The sequence below is a fragment of the Candidatus Dormiibacterota bacterium genome (assembly GCA_036495095.1).
Taxonomy (GTDB): domain Bacteria; phylum Chloroflexota; class Dormibacteria; order Aeolococcales; family Aeolococcaceae; genus CF-96.
In genome coordinates this window covers 29,973-56,144 of record DASXNK010000025.1, presented here as the reverse complement: position 1 = coordinate 56,144, position 26,172 = coordinate 29,973, and the positions used below count along the sequence as shown (strand labels likewise).

The 26,172-nt window shown below is 73.8% G+C and carries 29 protein-coding genes; 14 read left to right on the top strand and 15 right to left on the bottom strand.

Annotated elements, in window-relative coordinates; genetic code table 11:
* Positions 1-215: 215 nt before the first annotated feature.
* Positions 216-473 carry a hypothetical protein gene (locus VGL20_02945; protein ID HEY2702626.1) on the top strand — a complete coding sequence of 86 codons (258 nt, stop codon included), beginning with the start codon at positions 216-218 and terminating at the stop codon, positions 471-473.
* Here VGL20_02945 and VGL20_02940 read toward each other — a convergent pair.
* Positions 467-1,015, bottom strand: coding sequence for a GNAT family protein (locus tag VGL20_02940; protein ID HEY2702625.1), 549 nt, complete (start codon positions 1,013-1,015; stop codon positions 467-469). The two genes, VGL20_02945 and VGL20_02940, sit on opposite strands and share 7 nt — an antisense overlap.
* A 74-nt stretch (positions 1,016-1,089) precedes the next feature.
* On the opposite strand from VGL20_02940, the gene argC reads away from it, so the two are divergent.
* The 7 genes from argC to argH are packed head-to-tail and all read left to right on the top strand — an operon-like array spanning position 1,090 to position 8,924.
* The gene (gene argC / locus VGL20_02935; protein ID HEY2702624.1) at positions 1,090-2,142 is read left to right on the top strand and encodes an N-acetyl-gamma-glutamyl-phosphate reductase; all 1,053 of its coding nucleotides are present in this window, start codon (positions 1,090-1,092) and stop codon (positions 2,140-2,142) included.
* Positions 2,139-3,368 carry a bifunctional glutamate N-acetyltransferase/amino-acid acetyltransferase ArgJ gene (gene argJ, locus VGL20_02930; protein HEY2702623.1) on the top strand — a complete coding sequence of 410 codons (1,230 nt, stop codon included), beginning with the start codon at positions 2,139-2,141 and terminating at the stop codon, positions 3,366-3,368. Before argC ends, argJ begins: the two co-directional genes overlap by 4 nt.
* A gap of 34 nt (positions 3,369-3,402) precedes the next feature.
* Positions 3,403-4,278: an acetylglutamate kinase gene (argB, locus tag VGL20_02925; GenBank protein HEY2702622.1), complete on the top strand. Its 876-nt coding sequence runs from the start codon at positions 3,403-3,405 to the stop codon at positions 4,276-4,278.
* Entirely contained in the window at positions 4,275-5,450 is a 1,176-nt protein-coding gene (locus tag VGL20_02920; protein ID HEY2702621.1) for an acetylornithine transaminase, read from the top strand. The genes argB and VGL20_02920 overlap by 4 nt, the downstream gene beginning before the upstream one ends.
* Complete coding sequence (locus tag VGL20_02915; protein HEY2702620.1) at positions 5,447-6,010, top strand: arginine repressor; 564 nt, start codon at positions 5,447-5,449, stop codon at positions 6,008-6,010. Before VGL20_02920 ends, VGL20_02915 begins: the two co-directional genes overlap by 4 nt.
* On the top strand, positions 6,010-7,299 hold the full coding sequence (locus VGL20_02910; protein ID HEY2702619.1) for an argininosuccinate synthase: 1,290 nt from the start codon (positions 6,010-6,012) through the stop codon (positions 7,297-7,299). The genes VGL20_02915 and VGL20_02910 overlap by 1 nt, the downstream gene beginning before the upstream one ends.
* A complete protein-coding gene (gene argH / locus VGL20_02905) occupies positions 7,296-8,924 on the top strand; it encodes an argininosuccinate lyase (GenBank protein HEY2702618.1) in 1,629 nt (542 codons plus the stop codon). Before VGL20_02910 ends, argH begins: the two co-directional genes overlap by 4 nt.
* A gap of 3 nt (positions 8,925-8,927) precedes the next feature.
* Here the strand turns inward: argH and VGL20_02900 are convergent, their stop codons facing one another.
* The 9 genes from VGL20_02900 to VGL20_02860 all read right to left on the bottom strand — a co-directional run bounded on the left by VGL20_02900 (position 8,928) and on the right by VGL20_02860 (position 15,685).
* Positions 8,928-9,575 carry a hypothetical protein gene (locus tag VGL20_02900; protein ID HEY2702617.1) on the bottom strand — a complete coding sequence of 216 codons (648 nt, stop codon included), beginning with the start codon at positions 9,573-9,575 and terminating at the stop codon, positions 8,928-8,930.
* A 151-nt stretch (positions 9,576-9,726) separates the two neighbouring features.
* The gene (locus tag VGL20_02895) at positions 9,727-10,050 is read right to left on the bottom strand and encodes a hypothetical protein (GenBank protein ID HEY2702616.1); all 324 of its coding nucleotides are present in this window, start codon (positions 10,048-10,050) and stop codon (positions 9,727-9,729) included.
* Positions 10,051-10,251: 201 nt separating this feature from the next.
* On the bottom strand, positions 10,252-10,743 hold the full coding sequence (locus tag VGL20_02890; protein HEY2702615.1) for a PaaI family thioesterase: 492 nt from the start codon (positions 10,741-10,743) through the stop codon (positions 10,252-10,254).
* A gap of 17 nt (positions 10,744-10,760) precedes the next feature.
* The gene (locus VGL20_02885) at positions 10,761-11,300 is read right to left on the bottom strand and encodes a VOC family protein (GenBank protein HEY2702614.1); all 540 of its coding nucleotides are present in this window, start codon (positions 11,298-11,300) and stop codon (positions 10,761-10,763) included.
* Entirely contained in the window at positions 11,297-12,118 is an 822-nt protein-coding gene (locus VGL20_02880; GenBank protein HEY2702613.1) for a metallophosphoesterase, read from the bottom strand. The genes VGL20_02885 and VGL20_02880 overlap by 4 nt, the downstream gene beginning before the upstream one ends.
* 2 nt (positions 12,119-12,120) lie before the next feature.
* Positions 12,121-12,495, bottom strand: a complete 375-nt coding sequence (locus VGL20_02875; protein ID HEY2702612.1) for a hypothetical protein — start codon at positions 12,493-12,495, stop codon at positions 12,121-12,123.
* Between the two features lie 28 nt (positions 12,496-12,523).
* Positions 12,524-13,531, bottom strand: a complete 1,008-nt coding sequence (locus VGL20_02870; protein HEY2702611.1) for an acyl-CoA dehydrogenase family protein — start codon at positions 13,529-13,531, stop codon at positions 12,524-12,526.
* Positions 13,528-14,745, bottom strand: a complete 1,218-nt coding sequence (locus VGL20_02865) for an acyl-CoA dehydrogenase family protein (protein HEY2702610.1) — start codon at positions 14,743-14,745, stop codon at positions 13,528-13,530. Before VGL20_02865 ends, VGL20_02870 begins: the two co-directional genes overlap by 4 nt.
* A 97-nt stretch (positions 14,746-14,842) precedes the next feature.
* Positions 14,843-15,685, bottom strand: coding sequence for a DegV family protein (locus VGL20_02860; GenBank protein HEY2702609.1), 843 nt, complete (start codon positions 15,683-15,685; stop codon positions 14,843-14,845).
* Positions 15,686-15,739: 54 nt separating this feature from the next.
* Between VGL20_02860 and VGL20_02855 the strand changes: the two genes are divergently transcribed.
* Positions 15,740-16,795, top strand: coding sequence for an alpha/beta hydrolase-fold protein (locus VGL20_02855; protein ID HEY2702608.1), 1,056 nt, complete (start codon positions 15,740-15,742; stop codon positions 16,793-16,795).
* A 36-nt stretch (positions 16,796-16,831) separates the two neighbouring features.
* Here VGL20_02855 and VGL20_02850 read toward each other — a convergent pair whose 3' ends face one another.
* Entirely contained in the window at positions 16,832-17,134 is a 303-nt protein-coding gene (locus VGL20_02850; GenBank protein ID HEY2702607.1) for a hypothetical protein, read from the bottom strand.
* A 152-nt stretch (positions 17,135-17,286) separates the two neighbouring features.
* Positions 17,287-18,129: an ROK family protein gene (locus VGL20_02845; GenBank protein ID HEY2702606.1), complete on the bottom strand. Its 843-nt coding sequence runs from the start codon at positions 18,127-18,129 to the stop codon at positions 17,287-17,289.
* A gap of 51 nt (positions 18,130-18,180) precedes the next feature.
* On the opposite strand from VGL20_02845, the gene VGL20_02840 reads away from it, so the two are divergent.
* Positions 18,181-19,140, top strand: coding sequence for a threonine/serine dehydratase (locus tag VGL20_02840; protein HEY2702605.1), 960 nt, complete (start codon positions 18,181-18,183; stop codon positions 19,138-19,140).
* A gap of 22 nt (positions 19,141-19,162) precedes the next feature.
* On the opposite strand, the gene VGL20_02835 is transcribed toward VGL20_02840, so the two are convergent.
* The gene (locus VGL20_02835; protein ID HEY2702604.1) at positions 19,163-20,254 is read right to left on the bottom strand and encodes a MarR family transcriptional regulator; all 1,092 of its coding nucleotides are present in this window, start codon (positions 20,252-20,254) and stop codon (positions 19,163-19,165) included.
* A gap of 165 nt (positions 20,255-20,419) precedes the next feature.
* On the opposite strand from VGL20_02835, the gene VGL20_02830 reads away from it, so the two are divergent.
* Entirely contained in the window at positions 20,420-21,184 is a 765-nt protein-coding gene (locus VGL20_02830) for a type III pantothenate kinase (GenBank protein ID HEY2702603.1), read from the top strand.
* Between the two features lie 33 nt (positions 21,185-21,217).
* On the opposite strand, the gene VGL20_02825 is transcribed toward VGL20_02830, so the two are convergent.
* Positions 21,218-21,496, bottom strand: a complete 279-nt coding sequence (locus VGL20_02825) for a hypothetical protein (GenBank protein HEY2702602.1) — start codon at positions 21,494-21,496, stop codon at positions 21,218-21,220.
* A complete protein-coding gene (gene dusB / locus VGL20_02820) occupies positions 21,493-22,539 on the bottom strand; it encodes a tRNA dihydrouridine synthase DusB (protein ID HEY2702601.1) in 1,047 nt (348 codons plus the stop codon). The genes VGL20_02825 and dusB overlap by 4 nt, the downstream gene beginning before the upstream one ends.
* Before the next feature lie 289 nt (positions 22,540-22,828).
* Here dusB and greA point away from each other — a divergent pair, with 289 nt between their 5' ends.
* From greA to serS, 3 genes are read left to right on the top strand one after another with little or no spacing between them, the layout of a single operon-like run.
* Positions 22,829-23,290: a transcription elongation factor GreA gene (gene greA / locus VGL20_02815; protein HEY2702600.1), complete on the top strand. Its 462-nt coding sequence runs from the start codon at positions 22,829-22,831 to the stop codon at positions 23,288-23,290.
* 48 nt (positions 23,291-23,338) lie between these two features.
* Positions 23,339-24,904: a lysine--tRNA ligase gene (gene lysS, locus VGL20_02810; GenBank protein ID HEY2702599.1), complete on the top strand. Its 1,566-nt coding sequence runs from the start codon at positions 23,339-23,341 to the stop codon at positions 24,902-24,904.
* Positions 24,901-26,154 carry a serine--tRNA ligase gene (gene serS / locus VGL20_02805; GenBank protein ID HEY2702598.1) on the top strand — a complete coding sequence of 418 codons (1,254 nt, stop codon included), beginning with the start codon at positions 24,901-24,903 and terminating at the stop codon, positions 26,152-26,154. Before lysS ends, serS begins: the two co-directional genes overlap by 4 nt.
* Positions 26,155-26,172 lie beyond the last annotated feature (18 nt).

Below are 26,172 nucleotides of genomic sequence, written 5' to 3'. Positions count from 1 at the left end.
CGGCGCCCGCCACCCTGAGCCCGGCGACCCCCGCCCCCAGCCCGACCCCGAACCCGAACCCGACCGTGACCCCGCGAGCCGCGGCGCCGGCGACCGCCTCCCCGAAGCCGACCTCGAGCCCGCGCCCCGGGACGCTGCCGCCGGCCTCCGCACCACCGCAACCGCCCGCCGCCACCACCCCGTCCCCGGCGGTCGCGGCCCCGGCGACCGGACTGATGCCGCCGGCCCGTGACGCCACCCCGGTGCGCACCGTGGGCACGCTGACCCCGACGTCCGCCGCGGTGCAGGCCTGGCAGGTGGTGGCCGGGACGCTCGTCACCCTGGCGCTGGCCGCCCTCATCGCGCTCCGCACGGTGCGGCAGCGCCGGCGCGCCGCCATCCACGCCCGCTTCAACCGGATGCGGGTCGAGCGCGGGATGCCGCCGCTCACCCCCAAGCAGATCGACTTCCTCGGGCCCCGCAGGCGCTACTGAGCCCTCCCGTCCTCGACGGTGCGGGCGAAGATTCGGTGATCCTCCCACACGCCGTTGATGAGCAGGTAGCGCCGGGCCAGCCCCTCCTCACGGAACCCGGCCCCGGCGATGGCCCGCAGCGAGGCGGTGTTGGCGGGCATCACCGCCGCCTCGACCCGGTGGAGCCGCAGCTCGCCGAAGGCCACGGTGAGCAGCTGGCGCACCGCCTCGCGGGCGTAGCCGCGGCCGCAGTGGGCGGCGTCGACGAGGTAGCCGAGGTGGGCGCTCTGGAAGGGCCCGCGCATGATCCCGCTCAGCCCGACCCGGCCCACCAGCTCGCCTCCGTCGTCCTCGACGATCGCGAACTCCGCGCCCCGGCCGGCGGCACGGGAGGCGGCGGACTCGAGGCTGCGGGCGCGCTGTCCCTCGATGGTGTGGAAGCCGGGAACCGGCACCGGCTCCCAGGGAGCGAGGTGGGCGCGGTTGCGGACGTAGAGGGAGAGCACGGTGGTCGGGTCCTGGGTCTCCCAGCGGACCAGGTGGATGGCTGGGCGCGCAGGCATGCAGCCGAGGATAGGGCCCAGGCCAGGGCTGGTGTCGGTTGCATGAAAATTCACCGGACGTGTATAAAGGCGCGGTGACCAACCGCTGCCGCGTCGCCGTTGCCGGGGCCACCGGCTACATCGGGGTCCAGTGCGTCGAGATCCTCGCGCGCCACCCCCACGTCGAGCTCACCCGCCTGCTCGCGCGCTCCCACGCGGGCAGGCGCTTCCGCGAGGTCGTCCCCGGGAGCGCCGTCGACATGCCCCTGGAGGCCGGATTCGACGTCGACGGGGTCGACGCGGTGCTCACCACGCTCCCCCACACCGTCGCCGCCGCGCATGCCCGCGAGTGGATCGAGGGGGGCGCGGTCGTCGTCGACATGAGCGCGGACTTCCGGCTGCGCGACCCCGCCGAGTACGAGCGCTGGTACGGCGTCACCCACCCCGCCCCCGGGCTCTGTGGCGAGTCGGTGTACGCGCTCTGCGAGCTGCTCGACGGCGAGCTCGGCTCCGCGGATCTGATCGCCGCACCGGGCTGCTATCCCACCGCGACCCTGCTCGCCACCCTCCCCGCGCTCCGCGCTGGGCTGGTCGAGCCCGACATCGTGGTCGACGCCAAGAGCGGGGTGAGCGGCGCCGGGCGCTCGCCGTCGCTCGGGGTGCACTACGCCGAGGTCAACGAGTCGGTGAGGGCGTACGGTGTCGACGGCCATCGCCACAAGGCGGAGATGATCCAGGAGATGCGCCGCGCCGTCGCGGCCGGAGCCGGAGGGGGGGGCGCGCCCCCGCAGCCAGGCCTGCGGCTCACCTTCGTCCCCCACCTGGTGCCGATGACCCGCGGCATTCTCGCCACCGCCTACCTGCGGCCGCTGCCGGGCACCGGGCTCGCCGAGCTGCGCGAGCTCTACGCCGGGTTCTGCGCCGCGCATCCCTGCCTGCGCTACGACGACAGCCCCCCCGCCACCAAGTCGGTGGTGGGCAGCAACCTCGCCGCGCTCAACGTCGGCTGGCAGGACGGCGTCGCCGTGGTCACCTGCGCCGTGGACAACCTGATCAAGGGCGCGGGGGGCCAGGGCATCCAGGCGCTCAACCTGCGGTTCGGCTTCGAGGAGACGGCGGGGTTGCCGCTGTACCCCCGGTGGCCGTGAGCCCGGCGGTGGCCGGCGACGGCCGCGAGACCGGCGTCTGCGCGCCCTCGGGCTTCGTCGCCGGCGCGGCCGCGGCCGACATCCGCGACCACGGCGACGACACCCGGCTCGACGTCGCCATCGTGCGCAGCCAGCACCCCTGCCAGGCGGCGGGGGTCTTCACCCGCAACCTGGTCAAGGCCGCGCCGGTGGTGATCTCCCAGCTCACCCTGCGCCAGGCGCGGGTGCAGGCGGTGCTCTTCAACTCCGGCAACGCCAACGCCTGCACCGGGGTGCAGGGGTTCCGCGACGCCCTGGCGATGTGCAAGGCGGCGGGCGACGCCTGCGACCTCGACCCCGCGCAGGTGCTGGTGTGCAGCACCGGGGTGATCGGACGGCCGATGCCGATGCCGAGGGTGCTCACCGGGGTGCGCGGCGCCGCCACGGTGCTGCGGCCGGAGGCGGGTGACGACGTCGCCCGGGCGATCATGACCACCGACCTCGTGCCCAAGCAGGCGGTGCGCAGGGTGCGGATCGACGGCCGCCCGGTGGTGGTGGGCGGGATGGCCAAGGGATCGGGAATGATCCACCCCGACATGGCCACGCTCCTCGCCCTGGTGACCACCGACGCCCCCGTCGCTCCCGGGGTGCTGCAGCCGCTGCTCCGCCGGGTCACCGACCAGACCTTCAACTGCGTCACCGTCGACGGCGACACCTCGACGAACGACACCCTGCTGATGCTCGCCAACGGCGCCGCCGGCGGCGAACCGGTCGGCCCCGGCAGCGGCGGCCTGGCCGCGCTCGAGACCGCGGTCCTCGAGGTCTGCGACCAGCTCGCCGAGATGATCGCCGCCGACGGCGAGGGGGCGACCCGCCACTTCCGGGTCGAGGTGCGCGGCGCGGCCACGGTCGAGCAGGCGCGCCTCGCCGCCCGCACCGTGGCCGGCAGCCCGCTGGTGAAGACCGCCATCCACGGCCGCGACCCCAACTGGGGACGCATCGTCGCCGCGGTCGGGCGCAGCGGCGCCGAGTTCGTGCTCGACGGTTGCCGGGTCGTGATCGGCGGCGTCCCCGTCTTCGACGCGGGCACGCCCGTCGACGCCGACCTCGAGGCGATCCGTCGCATCTTCGCCGCCGCCCGCGTCGACCTCGAGATCGACCTCGGCGCCGGCGACGCCATCGGCCACGCCTGGGGCTGCGACCTCAGCGACGGCTACGTGCGCATCAACGCCGACTACACCACGTAGCGGATCAGCGGAGCTTCCAATGACGGTCGAGACGATGGACGAACGCATCCGCCGCGCCCAGGTGCTGGTGGAGGCGCTGCCCTTCATCCGCCGCTTCGCGGGTCAGACCGTGGTGGTGAAGCTGGGCGGCGCCGCCATCGAGAGCGGCGAACCCGAGCAGGTGCTGCAGGACGTCGTGCTGCTCCGCTTCGTCGGCCTTCGCCCGGTGCTGGTCCACGGCGGCGGCCCGGAGATCAGCGCCTGGCAGAAGCGCATGGGGATGGAGACCCGCTTCGTCAACGGGTTGCGGGTCACCGACGCGCAGACCATGGAGATCGCCAAGATGGTGCTCACCGGGAAGGTGGGCCCGGAGCTGGTCGCCGGCATCCACCGCCTCGGCGGCCGGGCGATCGGGCTCAGCGGCGAGGACGGCCCCACCCTGCTGGTGCGGCCCCGTCCCCCCGAGGCGGGCGAGGACCTCGGCTTCGTCGGTGACGTCGCCCAGGTGAACCCGGAGCCGATCGAGTCGATCCTCGACCAGGGGCGCATCCCCGTGGTCGCGTCGATCGGCCTCGGCTACGACGGCAAGGCCTACAACGTCAACGCCGACTCCGTCGCCGCCGAGCTGGCGGTGGCGCTGCGCGCCTCCAAGCTGCTGCTGCTCACCGACATCGACGGCATCCACGACGCCGACGGCACCCTGATCAGCGAGCTCGACGCGGCCCGGGCACGCCGTCTGATCGCCGCGGGCACGATCAGTGGGGGGATGATCCCCAAGGTGCTGGCGGGGCTGCGCGCCCTCGAGGGGGGCGGCGCCGCCCACGTCATCGACGGCCGGGTGCCCCACTCGCTGCTGCTCGAGCTGCTCACCGAGTCGGGGGTGGGCACGATGCTGTGCGACAGCGGCGACGACACCCCGGAGGCGGCATGAGTCTCGACGCCCTGCGCGAGCTCGAGTCGCGGTACGTGATGGGCACCTACGCGCGCCAGCCGCTGGCACTGGTCCGCGGCGAGGGCCTGCGGGTGTGGGACACCGACGGCAACGAGTACCTCGACATGGTCGGGGGCATCGCCGTCAACGTCCTCGGCCACGCCCCCGCGGCGGTGCGCGCCGCCCTCGAGCGCCAGGCGTCGCTGCTCATCCACGTCAGCAACCTCTACTACACCGAGCCGATGGTGGAGGCGGCGCGGCGGCTGGTGGAGACCGCGTTCCCGGCCCGCGTCTTCTTCTGCAACAGCGGCGCCGAGGCCAACGAGGGGGCGATCAAGATCGCGCGCAAGTGGGGGCAGCGCCACCGTGATGGCGCCCACCGCATCGTCTGCTTGCGCAACGCCTTCCACGGCCGCACCCTGGCCGCCCTCGCGGCCACCGGCAACCCCCGCTACATGGCACCCTTCGAGCCGATGCCCGACGGTTTCACCCACGTCGACTTCGACGACCCGGACGCGATCGCCGCCGCCGTCGACGAGCGCACCGTGGCGGTGATGCTCGAGCCGGTGCAGGGCGAGACCGGCGTCAACCTGGTGCGCGACCAGACCCTGCGGGCGGTGCGCGCGCTCTGCGACGAGCGCGGGCTGCTGCTGATCCTCGACGAGGTGCAGAGCGGCATGGGACGCACCGGGCGCTGGTGGGCGCACCAGCACGCCGGCATCACCCCCGACGTGATGACCGTCGCCAAGGGGCTCGGCGGCGGTGTTCCCATCGGGGCGATCCTCGCCGCGCCCCGAGCCGACGTGCTCGAGCCCGGCGACCACGGCTGCACCTTCGGCGGCAACCCGCTGGCCACCGCGGTGGCGGCCGAGGTGCTCCGCACCATCGAGGAGCGCGGCCTGGTCGACCACGCCGCCACCGCCGGTGAGCACCTGCGCGAGCGGCTCCGCGGCCTCGGCGCGCCGGTGGCCTCGGTGCGCGGCCGGGGCCTCATGATCGGCGTCGACCTCGACGCCGACATCGCCCCCCAGGTGGTGCGCGCCGGGCTGCGCACCGGGGTGATCGTCAACGCCACCGGGCCGCACACCCTGCGGCTGGTGCCCCCTCTGACCCTCACCGACGCCGAGGCGGACGAGGCGGTCCGCCGGCTCGGCGAGGCGATGCGCACGTGACCACCCGGATCGCCCGTCCCGGTGCCGTGACCGCTGCGGTCCCGGCACGCCGGGCCCGCGTCCCCGGGAAGGCGGAGCGCCAGCAGGCGATCCTCGACCTGGTCGGCGGCCGGGCGATCCGCACCCAGGAGGAGGTGGTGGCGGGGCTGCGCGGGCGTGGCCTCGAGGTCACCCAGGCGACGGTCAGCCGCGACCTGCGCGAGCTCGGCCTCGCCCGGGTCGCCGGCGGCGAGGGGCTGCGCTACATCGCCCCCCTCGCCGAGGCCGAGGGCTCGGTCAACGCCCGTCTCCGCAACGTGCTCCGCGAGCACGTGCGCGGGGTGGAGTTCGTCGGCGTCCTCGGGGTCCTGCGCACCCGCCCGAGCACCGCACCGCTGGTCGCCGCCGCCATCGACGGCGCCCGCTTCGACGAGGTCGCCGGCACCGTCGCCGGCGACGACACCGTGCTGGTCGTCGCCCGCGGCCCGGTGCCGGCGGAGGAGCTGAGGACCCGTCTGCAGTCGATGCTCGGCCGGCGCGGGGTCTCCGCGGCCACAAGTGCTCCCGAGGAGGTCCCCTGATGACTCCACCGCAGCGGTGCGTGCTCGCCTACAGCGGCGGGCTGGACACGTCCGTCGCGATCCCCTGGATGCGCGAGAACCTCGGCACCGAGGTGATCGCCCTGAGCATCGACCTCGGCGAGGCGAGGGACCTGCGCACCGTGCAGGAGCGCGCCCTGCGCACCGGCGCCGTGGCCGCCTACGTGGTCGACGCCCGACGCCTCTTCGTCGAGAACTTCGCGTTCCCCTCGCTGATGGCCGGTGCCCTCTACGAGGGCGTGTACCCGCTGGCCACCGCGCTGGGGCGGCCGCTGATCGCGAAGCTGCTCGTCGACCTGGCTCGCGACGAGGGCGCGACCGCGGTCGCCCACGGCTGCACCGGCAAGGGCAACGACCAGGTGCGCTTCGACGTCGCCGTGGCCGCGCTCGCCCCCGAGCTCACCGTGCTCGCGCCGGTGCGCGACTGGGAGATGGGCCGTCCCGACGAGCTCCGCTACGCCGCCGAGCGCGGCATCGAGGTGCCGGCGACGTTGGCCTCGCCGTACTCCGTCGACGCCAACCTGTGGGGGAGGAGCATCGAGGCGGGGGTGCTCGAGGACCCCTGGGAGGAGCCGCCCCGGGACGTGTTCCAGTGGACCGCCGACCCCTCCGAGGCCCCGCCCGAGGGCGCCCTGGTGGAGATCGCGTTCGAGCAGGGACGGCCGGTGTCGATCGACGGCGAGGCGCTCGCCGCCGAGCTGCTGGTCGAGCGGCTCAACGCCCTCGGCGGCGCCCACGGCGTCGGCCGCATCGACCACGTCGAGAACCGGCTGGTGGGCATCAAGTCGCGGGAGATCTACGAGGCCCCCGCCGCCACCATCCTCTTCGCCGCCCACCAGGCGCTGGAGACGCTCACCCTCGCCCGTGACGTCTCCCGCTTCAAGCGCATCGTCGCCGAGGAGTGGGCGCGGCTGGTCTACGACGGGCTGTGGTTCAGCGCCCTGCGCCACGACCTCTGGGGGTTCGTGCGCTCCACCCAGGAGTTCGTCACCGGCGAGGTGCGGCTGCGGCTCCAGCAGGGCTCGGTGCGGGCGGTCGGGCGCAAGTCGCAGCTGTCGCTCTACCGCCACGAGCTGGCCACCTACGACCGCGCCGGCGACCGGTTCAGCCACCACTCCGCGCGCGGCTTCATCGAGCTCTTCGGCCTCCCGCTGCGCACCCAGACGGCGGTGCAGCACGCCCTCGGCGACGCCTCGCGGCGGCTGCTCCCCGAGCGGCTCGACCGGCTCACCGCCGACGGCGTGTCCCCGGCCCCGGGGACGCCCGGGTGACCCGGGGCATCCGCGTCGTCGGCGCCGGGGTGGAGGAGGGGCAGGAGCGCGAGCTCCCCGAGCCCCGCACCCCGGCCGCGCCGCGCCGGCGCCGCACCCGCGCAGCCGCGCCTCCGCCGCTGCCCCCCGCCCCGGTGGCCGCCGAGGCGGAGCCGCCGCCGCCGCCCCCGCGGGTCGCCGAGAAGGCCTGGTCGGGACGCTTCGCCGGCCGCACCGCGCGCCGGGTCGAGGAGTTCACCACCTCGCTGCCGGTCGACCGCCGGCTCTACCCCGAGGACATCCTCGGCTCGCAGGCGCACGCGCGCATGCTCCGCACCATCGAGCTGCTCACCCGCGACGAGCAGAAGGCGATCGACGCCGGGCTCCGCGACATCAAGCGCGAGCTCGACAGGGGCGAGTTCGTCTTCGACGAGGGCGACGAGGACATCCACATGGCGATCGAGCGCCGCCTCTTCGAGAAGGTGGGCGACGTCGCCGGCAAGCTGCACACCGCGCGCAGCCGCAACGACCAGGTGGCCACCGACCTGCGCCTCTACGGCAAGCGGGTGTGCCGCGAGCTGATGCTCGCCATCGCCTCGCTGCAGGAGCAGCTGGCGCGCCGCGCCCAGGAGCACCGCCTCACCGCGCTGCCCGGCTACACCCACATGCAGCGCGCCCAGGTGGTGTCGCTCGCCCATCACCTGCTCGCCTACGTGGAGATGCTCCAGCGCGACATCGAGCGGCTGCAGGACTGCCACGACCGCTGCGACGTGCTCCCGCTCGGCAGCGGCGCGCTCGCCGCCACCACCCTGCCGATCAACCGCCGGGTCGTCGCCCAGGAGCTGGGCTTCGACCACGTCAGCGCCAACAGCCTCGACGCGGTGAGCGACCGCGACTTCGCGGTGGAGATCGTCGGCGCCTGCGCCCTGCTCATGGTCCACCTCTCCCGCTTCGCCGAGGAGCTGGTGCTCTGGACCTCGACCGAGTTCGGCTACGCGGAGCTTCCCGACGCCTACGCGACCGGCTCCAGCCTGATGCCGCAGAAGAAGAACCCCGACGTCCTCGAGCTCATCCGCGGCCGCACCGGGCGGGTCACCGGCGCGCTGGTGTCCCTGCTCACCACCCTCAAGGGGCTGCCGCTTGCCTACAACCGCGACCTCCAGGAGGACAAGGAGGCGATCTTCGACGCCGTCGACACCGCCCAGGCCGCGGTGGAGATGCTCACCGATGTGGTCAGGGTCGTCCAATTCGACGTCGAGGCGATGGCGCAGGCAGCCTCCGACCCGCTGCTGATGGCCACCGACGTCGCCGAGTGGCTGGTGGTGCGCGGCGTGCCCTTCCGCGAGGCCCACAGGATCGTCGGTGGCGCGGTGCGGGTGTCGCAGCGCGCCGGGCGCACCCTCGCCGAGCTGAGCGCCGCCGACTGGGCGGCGATCGACCCGCGCATCGCCCCCGAGGTCACCGAGCTCTTCGACACCGAGCGCAGCCTGCGCCGCCGCGAGGTGCCCGGCGGCCCGGGCCCGCGGATGGTGTCACGGCAGCTGGTGCGTGCCGCGGCGATGGTCGCCAAGACACGGCGGATGGTTCCGGTGCTCGCCAAGCAGACCCAGAGGATGCGCGAGGTGGGCGCCGCGGCGCGCCGCTAGAGGTTACGGGCGGGGCGTCGAGAGCGGCAGGTGGAGGTCGTTCTCGACGACGTTGGTGGCGGTGAGCTGGGCGTCCTCGGTGTCGATGAGCTTCTGCAGCCAGGGGCCGAGGTCGTTGAAGCTCGCGACCTGCGAGGCCTGCACGAAGGTCCACTGCACCGTGGCCACGGCGCTGACCAGGGCGTTGGCGTCGTTGGTCAGGCTGGCGGGCCAGGGCAGCGCACGCAGCTGCTGCGCGTAGTTGCTGAAGATGGAGGCCGCCTGTGCCATCAGCCGCTTGTCGACCTCGAGGTCGCTGTTCGAGGTCTGTCCCTTGATCGCCGCCAGCCCCTGGCTGTCCTGGTTGCGGAGGGCGACGAAGCTGCGCGAGAGCGCGCTGTAGTCGGGCGCCTTCGCCTGGGCAGGAGTGACCACCTTCGCGGGCTGGCCGGCCTGTCCGGGCTGCGCGGGCTGTCCCGCCGGACCCTGCGTCGCCGCGGGGATGAGCTGTGCGGGACCCTGCATCGGATCGACGGTGGCGTCCGGCGACGGCGTGGAGGCGGTCAGCGGGCTGTATCCGGAGGCGGTCGCCCCGCCGGAGCCGCAGGCGGCCAGCAGGCCGGCGAGCGCGGTGCCGGCCAGGGCGGCGGCGGTGGAACGGGAGGTGATCATGTGCAGTTGCTCGCGTGAGGAGAGTGGGCGGGGATGACGGCGCGTGGGCTGACCGTCACCCCCGCCAGGGTCACGTGCACGCCCGCGTCTGGAGGCGGGCGTGTGCGGAGGGTCTGACGCGGCCCGGCCGGACCGCGTATGTCAGATGGTCTTAGAGGCCGCCGAGCAGACCGCCGAGGATGTCGCCGACACCGGCGACCACGTCCTCGAGGCCGTGTCCGAGACCGGGATCGTTGCGACCGCCGTGGCCGCCGTGCCAGTTGCCACCGTTGCCACCATGCCCGTTGTGCTTGGACACGTTGCAGGTGACGTGACTGCTGTTGACCACGGTGCAGTTGCCGTTGCCCTTGACGGTCGTCTTGGTCGAGCCGCCGTGGTGGCTCGAGGCGAACGCCGTGGTGGTGGTCACTGCCATGGTCCCGGTGGCCGTGAAGGCGACCACGGCCAGAGCGAGCTTGGACGAACGCAGACGCATGTTTGGCATCCCTTCCTGAGCCCGCCACAAGCTGATGAAGTAGTCCAAACATACACCAGGTGCGGTCTCAGTCAACAACGTTAGCGCACGAAGTTCGACGCGTTCAGGACGTTTGTTGGCGTTCGGCCCAATCGAGTTTCGGTGCGTACGGGACAATAACTCTCTTGCACGCATATGACGCGATAAGTACGTTAGCTCTGTTCACTCCGTTCGGCCATCGGTGTCGGGGACAGTCCCGTCGGCGCCGGTGCTGACCCCGGCGTCGAGGGCCAGCTCGCCGCCCATCACGGTGGCACGGGACTCGGCGCGGACGCACACGGTGTCGCCGCTGCGCACCTCGGCCATCAGCCAGAGCTGGCGCCCGTGGCGGCCGATCAGCCGCGCGGTCACCGAGATCTCCTGGTCGACCGGCACCGGGACGAGGTAGTTCAGCCGGGTCTCGGCGGTGAGCGCGAACCGGTGCGCCTCGGCGATCGACGCCCAGGCCATGGCGTCGTCGCAGAGGGCGGCGAGCAGCCCGCCGTGCACCAGGTGCGGCGCGCCGGAGTGGTTGGCGTCGAGGCGGAGCGTGGCGGTCACGGTGTGGGCCTCGTCGTCGTGGTGGAAGGGGACGTGCAGCCCCACCGGGTTGGTGGGCTCGCACACCCAGCAGTTTGATGTGAAGCCGAAGCTGTTCGTCAGCAGCCGCCGCATCCCCCGGTTCCGGCCGCTCAGGGGCTGGGCCGGCCGTCGCCGCCCGGGCCACGCCCGGCGAGGACGTCCTCGAGGCCGAGGCCCGCGCTCCCCCAGGGGTTGGGGCCGGGCTGGGCGAGCTGGATCAGCGCGCCGTGGGCCAGCCGCGGGTGCACGAAGAGCTCCTGCCAGTCGGGGTTCTCGAAGTTGACCCCGGTCGCGGTGAGGCCCAGCTCCTCCACCCGGCGCAGCGCCGCTCGGATGTCCGGCACCTTGAAGGTCAGATGGTGGAGGCCTCCGGCCGGGCGACCGGCGAAGAAGCGCTCGAAGAAGGTCGAGCCGGCGAGCGGCTCCATCAACTCCACCCTGGTGCCGTCGCGGAAGCCGAGCTGCACCACCCGGTAGCCGGCGCGCTGGTTGTCGCCGCCGCTGCGGAAGCGGCCGCCGAGCAGGTCGCCGTAGAGCGGCAGCAGGTCGCGGATGCGGTGCGCGGCGTGGGCGGCATGGTCGAAGACGGCGTCGATCCCGGCGAGCAGAGCGCCGTCGGCGGCGGGGTCGGGAGCGGGGGTGGAGGTCACGCCGGGGATTCTCGCGGATCGCGCGCTGCGGACCGCTCCGGCGCCGCCGCCCCGTCGAAGGCGGGAAGCAGCGCCACCGTCGCGCCGATCGGACCGGCGCCGCTGCCGTCCTCGTTCCAGAAGCGGCTGAAGCAGCCGTCGAAGCCCCAGATCCGGCCGCCGTGGCGCGCCGACGGGCGGTCGCCGCGGTGGGGGGTGTGCCCGTGCACCATCCTGCGGGCGCCGAAGCGGGCGAGGTGCCGCTCGAGCCGGGCGTCGTCGTCGTCGAAGGCGCGGCGGCCGACGGTGTGCCAGAACACCGTCCACGCCCCGCCCGGCTCGGTGAGCGCCTCGCGGGCACGGGCGTTCACGGTGTCGACGTCGTCGCCCAGGCGCGCGTAGGCGTCGTCGTCGCAGTGCTGCACCAGGGTGCCGTCGTCGAGCCGGAGCATCAGCGGCAGGGCGCGCAGCCAGGCCTCGAGCCCGGGGTCGTCGGCGACGGCGCGCAGGTCGGCCCAGTCGCCCCGGCGCCACAGCCACACCTCGGCGAGGGAGCGGCGGTCGCCGTTGAGCACCGCCTCCGGGGTGCGGCCGAGGCGCACCTCCTCGAGCACGCTGAGCAGCAGCAGGTCGTGGTTGCCGAGGATGCTGAGGCTGTGGTGACGCCCCCGGGCGATGCGCGCCGCGGCGGCGCCGCCGCCCGCCCCCGGAGGCCCGCCCTGGAAGAAGTCGCCGAGGAACACGGTGTCGACGTCGTCCTCGGGGTAGCCCGCCAGCGCCTCGGTCAGCCGCTCGGCGTCGCCCTGGACGTCGCCGACCACCAGCAGCGGCCTGGGCACGTTCAGTTCGACGCCGACTGGTCGCCGAGCCCGCCGCCGTGGAGCCGGAGGGTTCCCTCCTCCGGGCTGAACTGCTGGCCGCACTCCGGGCACTCGACCATCGTGGCCATGGGGTCGTCCTCGGGAGGCAGCATCACCGCGGCGCAGCCTGGGCAGGTGAGGGTCACCATCGCCGGCTCGTCCTCGTCGCGCATCTGGCGCGCCGCGGCGGCGAGGTCGATGGCGACGCCTCCGCACACCGTGCAGCGGTAGGTGGCGCGCCGGTCGTCGTGGGTCAGGTAGCGGCCGTCACGGCCCACGATCACAGGAGCGTTGAGTGCCTCGAAGCGGCCCTCCACGCACTGCGCGGGACACCAGAGGTCGCGTCGAGCAGCCATGGCCCCATGGTGCCAGGGTGGTGCCGACTCAGGCGGTGGCCCGGGCCAGGGCGAGTTCGGCCACCCGGGCGTGATGCCGGGCGGCGTCGCCGAGCAGCACCCGGTCGACCTTGGCGCGGCGCCAGTGGAGGTGGGCGTCGTGCTCCCAGGTGAAGCCGATGCCGCCGTGGACCTGGATGCAGGTCGAGGCGCACAGCTCGACCGCGCCCGCCGCGTACGCCTTGGCGGCGCTCGCCGCCAGCGGCAGCTGGGCGGGGTCGTGGTCGGCGGACCAGGCCGCGTACCAGACCAGCGAGCGCAGCTGCTCGACCTGGGCGAACATGTCGACGCACAGGTGCTTGATCGCCTGGAAGCTGCCGATCGGCCGGCCGAAGGCGACCCGCTGCTTGGCGTACTCCACCGCCATCTCCAGGCAGCGGGCCGAGGTCCCCAGGTCCTCGGCGGCGAGCACCACCTCGGCGACGTGCCGGGCGCGCTCGACCTCGCCGGCGGCCGGCGCCCCCAGCGGCTCGCCGCCGGTGGCACGCACCCGGGCGAGGCCGCGGGTGGGGTCGAGCTGGGGCTGCTCGGTGAGCTCCACCTCCGACCTGGTCGCGAGGGTCAGGCCGGACTCCGTGACGGAGAGGAACGCGGTGGCGCCGAGGGCGCCGACCACCGGAGCGCCCGGCTCCTCGACCACGGCGAGGCGCTCGGTGGCGGAGGCCACCCCCCGGAGCGCGGAGGCTGCCGCCTCGCCGCCGGCGGTGCGCAGCAGCGAGCTCGCCCAGCCGGCGCTGCTCACCAGGGGTGCGCTCGACAGGGTGCGTCCCGCCTCCTCGGCGATGACGGCGAGGTCGAGCACCTCGAGACCGCTGCCCCCGTGGGACTCGGTGACGAGCACGCCGAGGAAGCCCACCGCGCCGAGCTCGGCGGTGTGGTCGTCGAGGGCGGCGCCGTCGAGGGCGCGCCGCATCGCCGCGGGGCCGCCGTGGGCCTCGAACCACTCGCGGGCGGTGCGCTGGAGGAGAAGCTGCTGCTCGTCGAGGGCGAAGTTCATGCCCGCGCCCCCTCGGCGGCGGCGGGCGCGCCCTTGTCCGGGCGCGGCTCGCCGGGCAGGCCGAGGACCCGCTCGCCGACGATGTTGCGCAGGATCTCGTTGGTGCCGCCGGCGATCGCCAGCCCGGGGAACATCGTCATCGCGTACTGCCAGCGGTCGTCGCCGGAGGCGTCGGCGGCGAAGGCGGCGTCGTCGCCGAGCAGGCGCATCCCGATCTCGGCGGTGAGCTGCCCGAGGGTGACCAGCGAGAGCTTGCCCACCGCCGCCTCCGGCCCGGGCAGCCGCCCCTGGCTCAGCGCGGTGAGCCGCCGGTAGCCGGTGTACCGCTGGGCCATCGCCAGCACCACCGCCCGACCCAGCTGCTCCCGGACCAGCGCCTGCTGGTCGCCGGGCAGCCCGGGCAGCCGGCGGGCCGCGTCGCGGGTGAGGGTCTCGATGCTGAAGCCGAGGTCGGCGCCGCCGCCGCCGATGGCGAGGCGCTCGTTCATCAGCGTGGTGATCGCCACCCGCCAGCCCCCGTCCTCCTCACCGACGAGGTTCTCCGCGGGGACGCGGGCGTCGTCGAAGAAGACCTCGTTGAAGTGGGCGTCGCCGGTCATCTGGCGCAGCGGGCGCACCGTCACCCCGGGCTGCTCCATGTCGATGAGGAACATGCTCAGGCCGGCGTGCTTGGGCAGCGAGGGATCGGTGCGGGCGATGAGCAGGCCGAACCGGGAGTACTGAGCGGCGCTGGTCCACACCTTCTGGCCGCGGATCCGCCAGCCGTCGGCGTCGCGCACCGCGCGGGTCTGCAGGCCGGCGAGGTCGCTGCCCGCCGCGGGCTCGCTGAAGAGCTGGCACCAGATCTCGTCGCCGCGCAGCAGCGGTCGGAGGTAGCGCGTCTTCTGCTCCTCGGTGCCGTGGGCGATGATCGTCGGCCCGCACATGCCGAGGCCGATGCCGTTCACCAGCGGCGCGCTGCCGGCGCGGGAGAGCTCCTGGTTGACGATCACCTGCTGCATCGGGGTGCCCCCCTGGCCGCCGTACTCCACCGGCCAGGTGATGCCCACGAATCCCGCGTCGTAGAGGGTGGCCTGCCAGCGCTGCCGCGGCGCCGCCCCGGCGGCGTCGGTGTGGCGGTCGCGACCGCGGATCACCTCCTCGGAGTGCTCCTCGAGGAAGCCGCGCACCCGGCCGCGCCAGGCGGCCTCGTCGGGGGTGTCGTCGAAGTCCATCGTCCTCCTCCCTCCGCGTGGTCGCGGTCCGCCAGCGACTCTCTCACAGGCGCGGAGAACGCCGTCCCGGGTCGCGCAGCGAGCCCACGGCTGTGGGCTACGGAAGGTAGAAGGAGAGGCCGATCGTGCCCGGGCCGGCGTGGCAGCCGACGATCGGGCCGATGTCGATGATCTCGGGCTCGCCCTCGCAGTGCTCGCGGACCCGGTCGGCGAGACCGCGGCAGTCGGCGAGGCGGTCGGCGTGGCCGAGCACCACCCGAGCGCGGCGGCCGGTCTCGCCGGTGGCCGCGACCACCTCGGAGGCGATCCGGTCGAGGGCGCGCTGGTAGGTGCGCACCCGGTCGTGGGGCTCGATCCGGCCGTCGGCGACCTGGAGCACCGGCTTGATGTTCAGCACCGAGCCGAGCAGCGCCCGGGCGCCGCCGATGCGGCCGCCGCGGCGGAGGTACTCGAGGGTGTCGACGGTGAAGATGCTGCGCTGCCGGGCGATGATGCCCCGGATCAGCTCGACGATCTCGGCCGCGCTCCGTCCCTCGGCGGCGGCCTCGGCGGCGGCGCGGACGATCGCGTTGTGGCCGATCGCCACGGTGCGGGTGTCGACGACGTGGACGTCCAGCTCCGGCACCGCCTCGCGCGCCTGCACGGCGGCGCCGTGGGTGCCGCTCATCTCCGCCGACAGGGTGGTGCAGACCACGCTGTCCCCCGCCGCCGCCGCCTCGCGGAAGGCGGCCTCGAACTCGGCCGGGGCCGGCTGGCTGGTGGTGGGGTTGCGGGTGCTGTTGCGCATCCGCTCGTAGAAGGTCTCGGCGTCGATGTCGACCCCGTCGACCAGCGACTCCTCGCCGAAGATCACCTTGAGGGGGACGACGATCACCCGGCCGGCGTCGCGATCGGCGTCGGAGAGGTCGGCGGTGCTGTCGCACACGAGCCGCACGGGCATGGCGGCGAGCCTAGGCGCGGGCCGAGCGGACCGTCAAGCCGCACAATGCCCCCGATGTCAGGGTCGCCGGCGCCGCCGCTTCCCCCCGAGCCCCTGGGTGCGCCCCCGCACCGCGGCCGCCTCGTCGACGACGCCGTCGACAGCGCCGCGCTCGCGGGGAACCCGCTCGGCGACCCCGCCCGCCGCCGCCTCCTGGTCTGGCTGCCGCCCGGCTACGACGACGAGCCGGAGCGGCGCCTGCCGGCGATCTACGTGCTCCCCGGCTACGGCTCGTGCGTCGAGGAGTGGTGCAACCGCGACCTCTTCGAGCCGACCGTGTTCGAGCGGCTGGAGGGCCTGTACGGTCGCCCCGACCCGCCACCCCCGTGCATCTACGCCTACGTCGACGGGTCGACCCGCTACGGCGGCAGCCAGTTCGTGAACTCCAGCGCGACCGGCCGCCACCAGGATTACGTCGCCGGGGACGTGGTCGCCCACGTCGACGCCCGCTACCGCACCCTGGCCGCGCCCGAGCACCGGGGCGTCGCCGGGCACAGCAGCGGCGGGGTCGGCGCGGTGGTGCTCTGCATGCGCCGGCCGGACGTCTTCGGCGGCTGCGCCTCCCATGCCGGCGACAGCCTCTTCGAGCACTGCTACGGCCGCGAGCTCGGCGGCTTCGCGCGGGCGCTCCGCGAGCACCGGGGCGATCCCGTCGCGCTGCGCGACCGGCTGCTCGGCGACGAGGTGTACCGCCGCCGGAACTTCGGTCCGCTGATGGTGCTCGGCTGCGCCGCGGCCTACTCGCCCGACCCCGACGCGCCGCTCGGCATCGGGCTCCCCGTCGACGCCGCCGGCACCCTCGACGAGCCCAACTGGGAGCGCTGGCTCGACCACGACCCGGTGCGGATGGCCCCCCGCCACGTCGAGGCGCTGCGCTCGCTGCGCGCCGTCTACCTCGACGCCGGCGACGCCGACGAGTACTACATGGACCTGGGCACGAAGGCGCTCAGCGAGGTGCTCACCGAGCTCGGGGTCGCGCACCGCCACGAGACCTTCCCCGGCGGCCACGGCGGCATCGCCCACCGCTACCCGGTCGGCTACGAGCACCTCGCCCGCGCGCTCAGCCCCTGATCGGGAGAACAGGGACGAATGAGCGACCCCGGCAGGTCAGTCGCCGGGCTCGCGTGTCCACGTGAGCGCGGCGTCGATGCGGCCGAGGAATGCGCCGTATCTTGGCCCGGTCAGGTCCTCGTCGCTGTCCAGCCACTCCCGGGCCTCCCGCAGCAATCCGCGGAACTGATCGCGTTCGGCCTCCAGCGCGCTCACCATCCCGGCGCTGGCGACGGCGACCTCCCTGAGGCCCTCCAGCTCGGCGATCAGCGGGTGGACGACCCTGTCCACCCCGTCGTCGGCGAGCTCGCTGGAGGAGTCGTGCGGACGCTCCCGCACGAGCGCGACGAACTCGGCCATCGACGTCCAGACGGAATCCCGGTCCACCCCGGTTCGACCTCCTCGTGGGGTGCGGTGGGCCCTCATGATGTCAGAATGCGCATGCTTCGGCACCTCCGAGTCCCAAAGCCTCCCACGCTGCTCAGGGTGATGGGGGCACCGTCCGGCCCTCTCTAGCCGGGCAGGCGGTCCCCGGCGAGGGCAAGCGCGCCCCAGAGGTTGCGGTCGTCGCCGAGGGTGGCGCGGCGCACCGGCGGCCGGGGCTGCAGGAAGAGCGCGGAGTCCACGGTTGCGGACAGCGAGGGCCAGAACCGGTCCCACCGCTGGCAGACGCCGCCGCCCAGCACGACCACGTCGGGGTCGTGGAGGGCGATGGCGTTGACCACGCCGAGGCCCAGCCAGCGGCCGACGTCCTCCCAGGCGGCGGGATCCTCGAGGTGCTCGGCGTCGACCCCGAAGCGGCGCGCGATCGCCATGCCCGAGGCCAGGCTCTCCAGGCAGCCGTGGCCGCCGCAGTGGCAGGGCGGTCCGCCCAGCCACGCGGGCCAGAGCACCTGGTGGCCGCCCTCGGTGTCGTGGCGGCCGGTGAGCGGCCGCCCGTTGACGACCACGCCGCTGCCGATCCCGGTGGAGACGGTCAGGTAGACGCAGCTCTCGCTGCCCCGTGCCGCCCCGGCGGTCACCTCGGCGACGGCCGCGCAGTTGGCGTCGTTCTCGAGCAGCACCGGGCAGCGGAAGCGGTCCCCCAGCCGCTCGGCGAGGGCCAGGTCGCACCAGCTCGGCGGCATGTTCGGCGGGTTGACCAGCGCCCCCCGGGAGCGGTCGAAGGGGCCGGGGACGGCGAGGGCCAGGCCCTGCAGCGCCGCGCCCGCCCGGGCCTCGTCGAGCATCTCCACCAGGGTCTCGAGGGGCCGCTCCGCGGGGGTGGGGCGGCGCACCGCCGGACCCGGGCGGCGGTCGTCGCCGGCGACCGCGGCGAGCAGCTTGGTGCCGCCGATGTCGATCGCCCCGAGCATGGCCGCGAGGGTAGCAGCCCCTCCCCCGGTGGCCGGGTAGGATTCGATGCCGTGCTGACGCTGGCCGACGTCCTCGCCGCGCGGCGGCGGATCGCGCCGCACCTCTCTCCGACCGCGCTCCTCCGCCATCCGCGCCTGGGCGCCCTGGCCGGCACCGAGGTGCTGGTCAAGCACGAGAACCATCAGCCCACCGGCGCCTTCAAGGTGCGCGGCGGCATCAACCTCGTCTCCCAGCTCAGCCCCGACGAGCGCAGGCGCGGCGTGGTCGCGGCGTCGACCGGGAACCACGGCCAGTCGGTCGCGTACGCGGCGGCGCTGTTCGGGGTGCGGGCGGTCATCTGCGTTCCCGAGGGGGCGAACCCCGTGAAGGTCGGCGCGATCCGCGACCGGGGCGCCGAGGTCGTGGTCCACGGCCGCGACTTCGACGAGGCGCGGGAGCACAGCGCGCGCCTCGCCGCCGAGCATGGATACCGCTACGTCCACTCCGGCGACGAGCCCCTGCTGATCGCCGGCGTCGCCACCGCCACCCTGGAGATCCTGGAGGCCGATCCCCTGGTCGACGTCCTGATCGTCCCGGTCGGGGGCGGCAGCGGCGCGGCCGGCGCCTGCCTGGCGGGCAAGGCGATCCGGCCCTCGCTCGAGGTGATCGGCGTCCAGTCGGAGGCGGCGCCGGCCGCCCACCGATCGTGGCGGGCCCGCCGGCTGGTCGAGGACCGCATGGAGACGTTCGCGGAGGGCCTGGCGACGCGGACCGCCTTCGCCCTGCCCCAGCGGATCCTCTGGGACATGCTCGACGACTTCGTCCTCGTGTCCGACGACGAGATCCGGGAGGCGATGGTCCTGATGCTCGAGGCGACCCGCAACCTGGTGGAGGCCGCCGGCGCCGCTCCGCTGGCCGCGGCGCTGCGCCTTCGCGACCGGCTCGCCGGCCGGCGGGTGGCGCTCGTCGCCAGCGGTGGCAACGTGAGCCTCGACCAGCTCGAGGAGGTGCTGTCGAGGCGGCCGCGGTGACCCGGGCCGCCTCGACGCCTGGTCAGCGTGTCCCGATCGTGAGCCGGCTGGCACCCCCGGAGATCTCGACGGCGTAGTGGTCGGCGTTGTCCGCGTACTCCCGCGACTGCAGGCGGATGGGGCCGCCGATGCCACCGAACTCCTGGGCGTCGAGGACGAGCCTGCTGGCCCCGCCGTTGACCTGGAGGCTGAGCGCGGTGCCCGCCGGCCGCCGCACCGTGAGCCTGCTCACCCCTCCGGAGATGCGCAGCGGCACCACTCCGACGGGGGCGGGCAGGTCGATCTCCACCTCGCTCCCGCCGCCCTTCACGGTGAGGGAGCGGACCACCAGGCGATGCAGGTCGGCGGTGAACCTCGCGACCCCGCCCTGGACCTCGAGGTCCCAGGGGATCACCGAGCTCAGGCTGAACCGGGAGCCGCGCGGGCGACCCTCGAACAGCGAGAAGCGGCGGTAGCGGACCGCCACGGTGCCGTCCTGGACACGGATCTCCGGCACCGGCCCGTCGAAGTGGGCGCGGTAGAGGTCGTCGGACGGCGCCTCCCCGTCGATGGTCACGTGCGCGACCCCGGCGGAGAAGATGAGACGGCCGGTGGTGGTGCCGGCACGCGGCGCCGAGGGGTCGGTGGCCGGGTCGGTGCCCCGCCGCAGCGCGGCGATCTGGTTCTGGATCACGGGATGGCTCCTTCTGATGAACCGGACGATGAGGTCGAGCTGCTCGTCGGTGTAGGTGGCCTCGCTCTCCGCTCCGGCGAGGATCGAGCGGAAGACGGCGTCGAGCTCGGGCGCGCGGGTCCGGAGCTCCTCGTCGGAGAGGGGCTGGACGATGACCTTGCGGCGGTCCACCGAGTCCCTCTCCCTGCGGACCAGGCCCGCCTTCTCGAGGCGGTCGATGACGCCGGTGACCGCCCCGGTGGTCAACCCGGTCCGCTCGGCGAGCTGGCCGGCGGCGATCGGGCCGGCGGTGCCCAGGACGCTCAGGCACTGAAGATCGGTGCCGTTGATCCCCAGGCGGTCGGAGATGCCCTGGTTGAGCAGGGCGAGCTCGCCGGCGAGCTGGCGCCACTCCCGGGTGAGCTCGGCGTCGAGCTCGGCACGTGATTTCCTCAGCGGCACGGTGTTGCTTTCCTCAGAATGTATCTTAGTAAGCTAAGTCATACTGTACGTCAAGACGTCCGCCGGCGGTGACGTTCGCGGTGACGGCTGTGTGACGGTGTGCGCGCCTCCGCACCCGGGGCGGGACAGCCGGACACCCGGGCGACCGGCGCATACTCGGCCCCCATGCTGCTCGCCATCGACGTGGGCAACTCGAACATCGTCGTCGGGGTCTTCGAGGGCGAGCGGCTGGTCGCCGACTTCCGGCTGCGCACCGACGCGCACGCCACCGGCGACGAGCTCGGTCTGACCGTCACCGGCCTGCTGCGCAGCCGGGGCGTCGAGGTCTCGACGATCACCGGCGTGGTGGTGAGCAGCGTCGTCCCCACCCTGTCGCGGAGCATCGAGGGTCTCGCCCAGGTCTTCTTCGGCCTCAGCCCGATGGTGGTCGGCCCCGGGGTGCGCACCGGGATGCGCATCCTCTACGACGATCCCCGGCAGGTGGGCGCCGACCGCATCGTCAACGCCATCGCCGCCTACCGCCGCGACGGCGGCCCGGCGGTGCTCGTCGACTTCGGCACCGCCACCACCTTCGACGCCATCTCCGCCCACGGCGAGTACCTCGGCGGGGCGATCGCGCCGGGGATGCTGATCAGCCTCGAGGCGCTGGTGGCCCGCGCCGCCAAGCTGAGCCGCGTCGACCTGGTCGCCCCCGGCTCGGTGATCGGCCGGACCACCACCGCGAGCATGCAGGCGGGGATGGTGTACGGGTACGTGGGGCTGATCGAGGGCCTGGTGTCCCGGATGCGGGCGGAGCTCGGGCCCGGGACCCGGGTGATCGGGACCGGGGGGATCGCCGAGCTGATCGCCTCGGAGACCGACTGCATCGAGGTCGTGGACCAGCGGTTGACGCTGGATGGGTTGAGACTGATCCACGAGTTGAACTCGTAGCGGCCGCCACCGGCGGGTGCTGGAAGCGGCCGGTCAGGCGCCGACCTCGACCGCCCAGATCAGGACCATGAACAGCCAGAACGCGTACGCGGCGCTGATCCAGACGCTCTGCATGTTGCGGCTCTCCACCCGGCGGGCGACCGCCACGATCAGCCAGAGCATCCCGGCCGAGGCGACCAGATCCAGCAGCCGGCCGCTCAGCGGCGCGTGCAGCACCACGCCGAGGAGCAGGGTGAGGGCGGGGGGCAGTCCCAGGGGGATCACCCACCAGGGCAGCTCGACGGGCTCTCCGAGCCGGTGGGGCTCGCTCACCCCTCGCCGCTGGTGAAGACCGGGCGGAACCAGCCCCCCGACGACTCGCCGGTGGCGAGGGCGGCGTCGAAGAGCTCGTCGACGCGCTCCGGGGTGTCGAGGTCCTGCACCGCGGCGCGCAGCCTGGAGGCGCCGGCGCAGCCGCGGATGGTCCAGGCGACGTACTTGCGGCCGATCTTCAGCGCGCGGCGCTCGCCGTAGTAGGCGATGAGCTCGTGGAGATGGCGGCGGGCGAGCGCCACCCGCTCGGCGAAGGGCTGCTCCTCGAGCAGCTCGCCGGTGGCGAGGCGGTGGGCGGCCTGGCGCACCAGCCAGAAGTTGCCGAGCATGCCCCGGGCGACGACGACGCCGTCGACCCGGCCGCTCTCCACCTCGGCGGCCATCCGCCGCACGTCCATGGCGTCGCCGCTGCCGATCACGGGGATGTCGACGGCCTCCTTCACCCGGGCGATCTCGTCCCAGTCGGCGCTGCCCGCGTAGCCCTGGCAGCGGGTGCGGCCGTGGACCGTGACCATGGCGACGCCCACGTCCTGGAGGGCGCGGGCGAGCTCGGGCGCGTTGATGGTGGAGTGGTCCCAGCCCAGCCGCATCTTCGCGGTCACCGGGACGTCGACCGCCGCGGTCATCGCCCCCAGCACCCTCGCCGTGGCGGCGATGTCGCGGGCGAGCGCGGCGCCGTTGCCCAGGCCCACCACCTTGCGCACCGGGCAGCCGAGGTTCACGTCCACGGTCTGGGCGCCGCGATCGACGGCCACCCGTGCCGCCTCGGCCATGATCTCCGGGTCGCTGCCCACGAACTGGGCGCCCACCGGGCTGCCGACGCCGGTGGGGAAGTCGAGCAGCCGCAGGCTCGCCTCGATGCTGCGCGCCACCGCCTCGGCGGCGACCATCTCGGTGCACACCAGCCCCGCCCCCATCTCCGCCGCGATCGCGCGGAAGGGGGCGTCGGTGATGCCCGCCATCGGGGCGACCAGCACCGGGGAGCGAAGCTCCAGGGTGCCGAGGCGCAGCCGGGCGAGCCGGGTCGCGGCGGTGGCGGTCATCCCCGCGATGGTATCCGGGGCGGTTCCCCGGGGCGCGATGCCCCACTCCACGAGAAAGGGGCGCCTCCGATAGCGAGGAGACGCCCCGAGAGGGGGGGCAGTGGTACCGTCCTCGGGACGGAGATCCTTGATGATACTCTCCCTATCACCATAGGGCAAGTGCCGCGGGCGCTCCGAGCCCCACCGGCCGGCGGGATTGGGGACATGAACCGCTGGTGCTCGCCTATACTCGCCGGCCATCCCGCCCGTGCCCAACGGCGGACCGCCGACGCCCGAGGTCAGCCGCCCAATGCTCGACAAGCCCGTCCTCCTGACCAAGGAGGGCCTGCACAAGCTCCAGAAGGAGCTGGAGGAGCTGCGCACCAACCGGCGCAGCGAGATCGCCGAGCGCATCAAGTACGCAATGGAGTTCGGCGACATCAGCGAGAACGCCGAGTACGACGACGCCAAGAACGAGCAGGGCATGCTCGAGGGCCGCATCCTCACCCTCGAGAAGATGATCCGCAACGCGGTGATCATCGAGGAGCAGCACGACGGCCGCGTCCAGGTGGGCTCGCGGGTGACGGTGCGCGACGAGTTCGGCGAGGAGGAGTACCACGTCGTCGGCCCCGCCGAGGTCGACGTCGCCAAGGGCCGCATCTCGATGGAGTCGCCGGTGGGCAAGGCGCTCCTCGGCCATCGCATCGGCGAGGAGGTGCGGGTCGCGACCCCTGGTGGGGTCCGCCCCGTCACCATCGTCCGCGTCTCCTGATCCGCACCCCAGCGAGAGGGCTGTCGTCGACCAGCGCCCAGAGGAAAGATGGCTGAGCAGGACCTGATCGCCGAGCGGCGGCGCAAGGTCGAGGAGCTGGCGGCGCTGGGGGTGCCCGCGTACGGCGTCGACTTCCGTCCCGACACCACCCTCGACGGGGCCCTGGCGCAGCTCACCGCCTTCGAGGCGGACGCGGGACCCGCCCCGGAGGGCGGTGCGCCCCGCGAGGGCCCGGCGGTCACCGTCGCCGGCAGGGTGATGCAGCTGCGTCCCTCCGGCGGGGTCGCCTTCGCCCACATCGAGGACGAGGACCGCCGCCTCCAGCTCTGGATCCCGCGCGACCGGGTCGGACTGGGGGCGTGGGAGGTGGTGCGCCGCCTCGACCTCGGCGACATCGTCGGAGTCCGCGGCCGGCTCACCCGCACCCGCCGGGGGGAGCCGAGCGTGCTCGCCGACGAGGTCGTGCTCCTGGTCAAGGCGCTGCGGCCGCCGCCCGAGAAGTTCCACGGGCTCCAGGACCAGGAGACCCGCTACCGGCGGCGCTACCTCGACCTGCTCAGCAACGCCGGCCAGCGCCGCCACTTCGCGACCCGCTCCGCGATCGTGCGCTCGGTGCGCGCCACCCTCGACGGGCGCGGCTTCCTCGAGGTCGAGACGCCCATCCTCCAGCCGATCGCCGGCGGCGCCAGCGCGAAGCCGTTCTCGACCCACTGGAACGCGCTCCACACCGACGTGTACCTGCGCATCGCCATCGAGCTCCACCTCAAGCGGCTGCTGGTCGGCGGCTACCGGCGTGTCTACGAGATGGGCCGGGTCTTCCGCAACGAGGGGCTCTCGCCGCGCCACAACCCCGAGTTCACGATGCTCGAGGCCTACGAGGCGTACGGTGACTACACCACGATGCGGGAGCTGGCCGAGGCGATCGTGGTCGACGCCGCCCACGCTGCCGGGGCGCAGCCGGAGCCCGCCGAGGAGGGCGGCTCCTCGCCCTGCCTGAACCCGCTGGCGCGCCGGCTCGGTGGCCGCGAGCTCGACCTCACCCCGCCCTTCCGCACCGCGCGGATGGTCGACCTGGTCGCCGAGCGCTGCGGCTTCGACCCGCTCGCCGCCTGGGACGCCGGGACGCTGCTCGACGAGGCCCGCCGCCTCGAGGTCGAGCCCCCGCCCGGCGCGGGCCCCGGCGGCATCCTCCTCGAGATCTACGAGCAGCAGGTCGAGGGGACGCTCTGGGACCCCACCTTCGTGCTCGACTACCCGGCCGAGGTCTCTCCGCTGGCGCGGCGCCGCTCCGACGACCCCCGCTTCACCGAGCGCTTCGAGCTGATCGTCGCCGGCCGCGAGCTCGCCAACGCCTTCAGCGAGCTCAACGACCCCATCGACCAGCGAGCGCGCTTCGAGGACCAGGCCCGCAAGCGCGCCGCCGGCGACGCCGAGGCGCAGCCCCTCGACGAGGACTTCCTGGAGGCGATCGAGACCGGCATGCCACCGGCCGGCGGCCTGGGCATCGGCATCGACCGGCTCGTCATGCTGCTCACCGACAGCCCCACCATCCGCGACGTGCTGCTCTTTCCCACGATGCGCCCCCAGCCGCCGGCCACCGGAGAGACCAGGTGATCGCCCTCCAGCGCATCCGCGAGGAGCCCGAGCTGATCCGCGAGGGGGCCCGCCTCAAGGGCGAGCCAGCCCCCGTCGACGAGATCCTCGAGCTCGACGAGCAGGCCCGCGCCCTGCGCGCCGAGATGGAGGCGCTGCGCGCCGAGCAGAACCGTGAGAGCAAGGCGATCCGGGGGAGGCCGACCGACGAGCAGCGCGAGCGGCTGGCCGGGTTCAAGCGCCGCATCCAGGAGGCCGAGGAGACCCTGGGCACCCTCGAGGCGCGGATCCAGGACCTCCTGCTGGTGGTGCCGAACCCGCCGCATCCCAGCGTGCCGGTGGGCACCAGCGACGCCGACAACCTCACCGTGCGCACCTGGGGCGAGCCCGCCGAGTTCAGCTTCACCCCGAGGCCGCACCACGATCTCGGCGACCGGCTGGGGATCTTCGACTTCGAGCGCGCCGCCAAGATCAGCGGGGCGCGCTTCGCGGTGCTGCGCGGCGACGGCGCCCGCCTCCAGCGCGCGCTCGTCACGTACATGCTGGACATGGCCACAACCCGCAACGGCTACACCGAGATCGCGCCCCCCTATCTGGTGCGCCGCGAGGCGATGGTCGGCACCGGCAACCTACCCAAGTTCGAGGACGACGCCTTCCACACCGACGGGGACATGTTCCTCATCCCCACCGCCGAGGTCCCGGTCACCAACCTCTACCGCGAGGAGATCCTCGACGGCGAGCAGCTGCCGATCCGCCACGTCGCCTACACCCCGTGCTGGCGCCGCGAGGCCGGCGCCGCGGGGAAGGACACCCGCGGCTACATCCGCCTCCACCAGTTCGACAAGGTGGAGCTGGTGAAGTTCGTCGAGCCGGACGGCTCGCTCGACGAGCTCGAGGGCCTGGTCGCCGACGCCGAGTCGGTGCTGCAGGGCCTCGGGATCCACTACCGGGTGCTGCTGATGTGCACCGGCGACATGGGCTTCGCGCAGTGGAAGAAGTACGACCTCGAGGCCTGGTGCCCGGGGATGGAGCGCTGGCTCGAGGTCTCCTCCTGCAGCGTCTTCGCGGACTTCCAGGCGCGTCGCGCCGACATCCGCTACCGGCCGGCGGCGCAGGCCAAGCCCCGCTTCCTCCACACCATCAACGGCAGCGCCCTGGCGGTGCCGCGCACCTTCGACGCGGTGCTCGAGACCTACCAGCAGGAGGACGGGTCGATCCTCGTCCCCGAGGTGCTCCGCGGCTACATGGGCGGCCAGGAGCGGCTGTCCTGAGCGAGGCGCGGCCGCCGG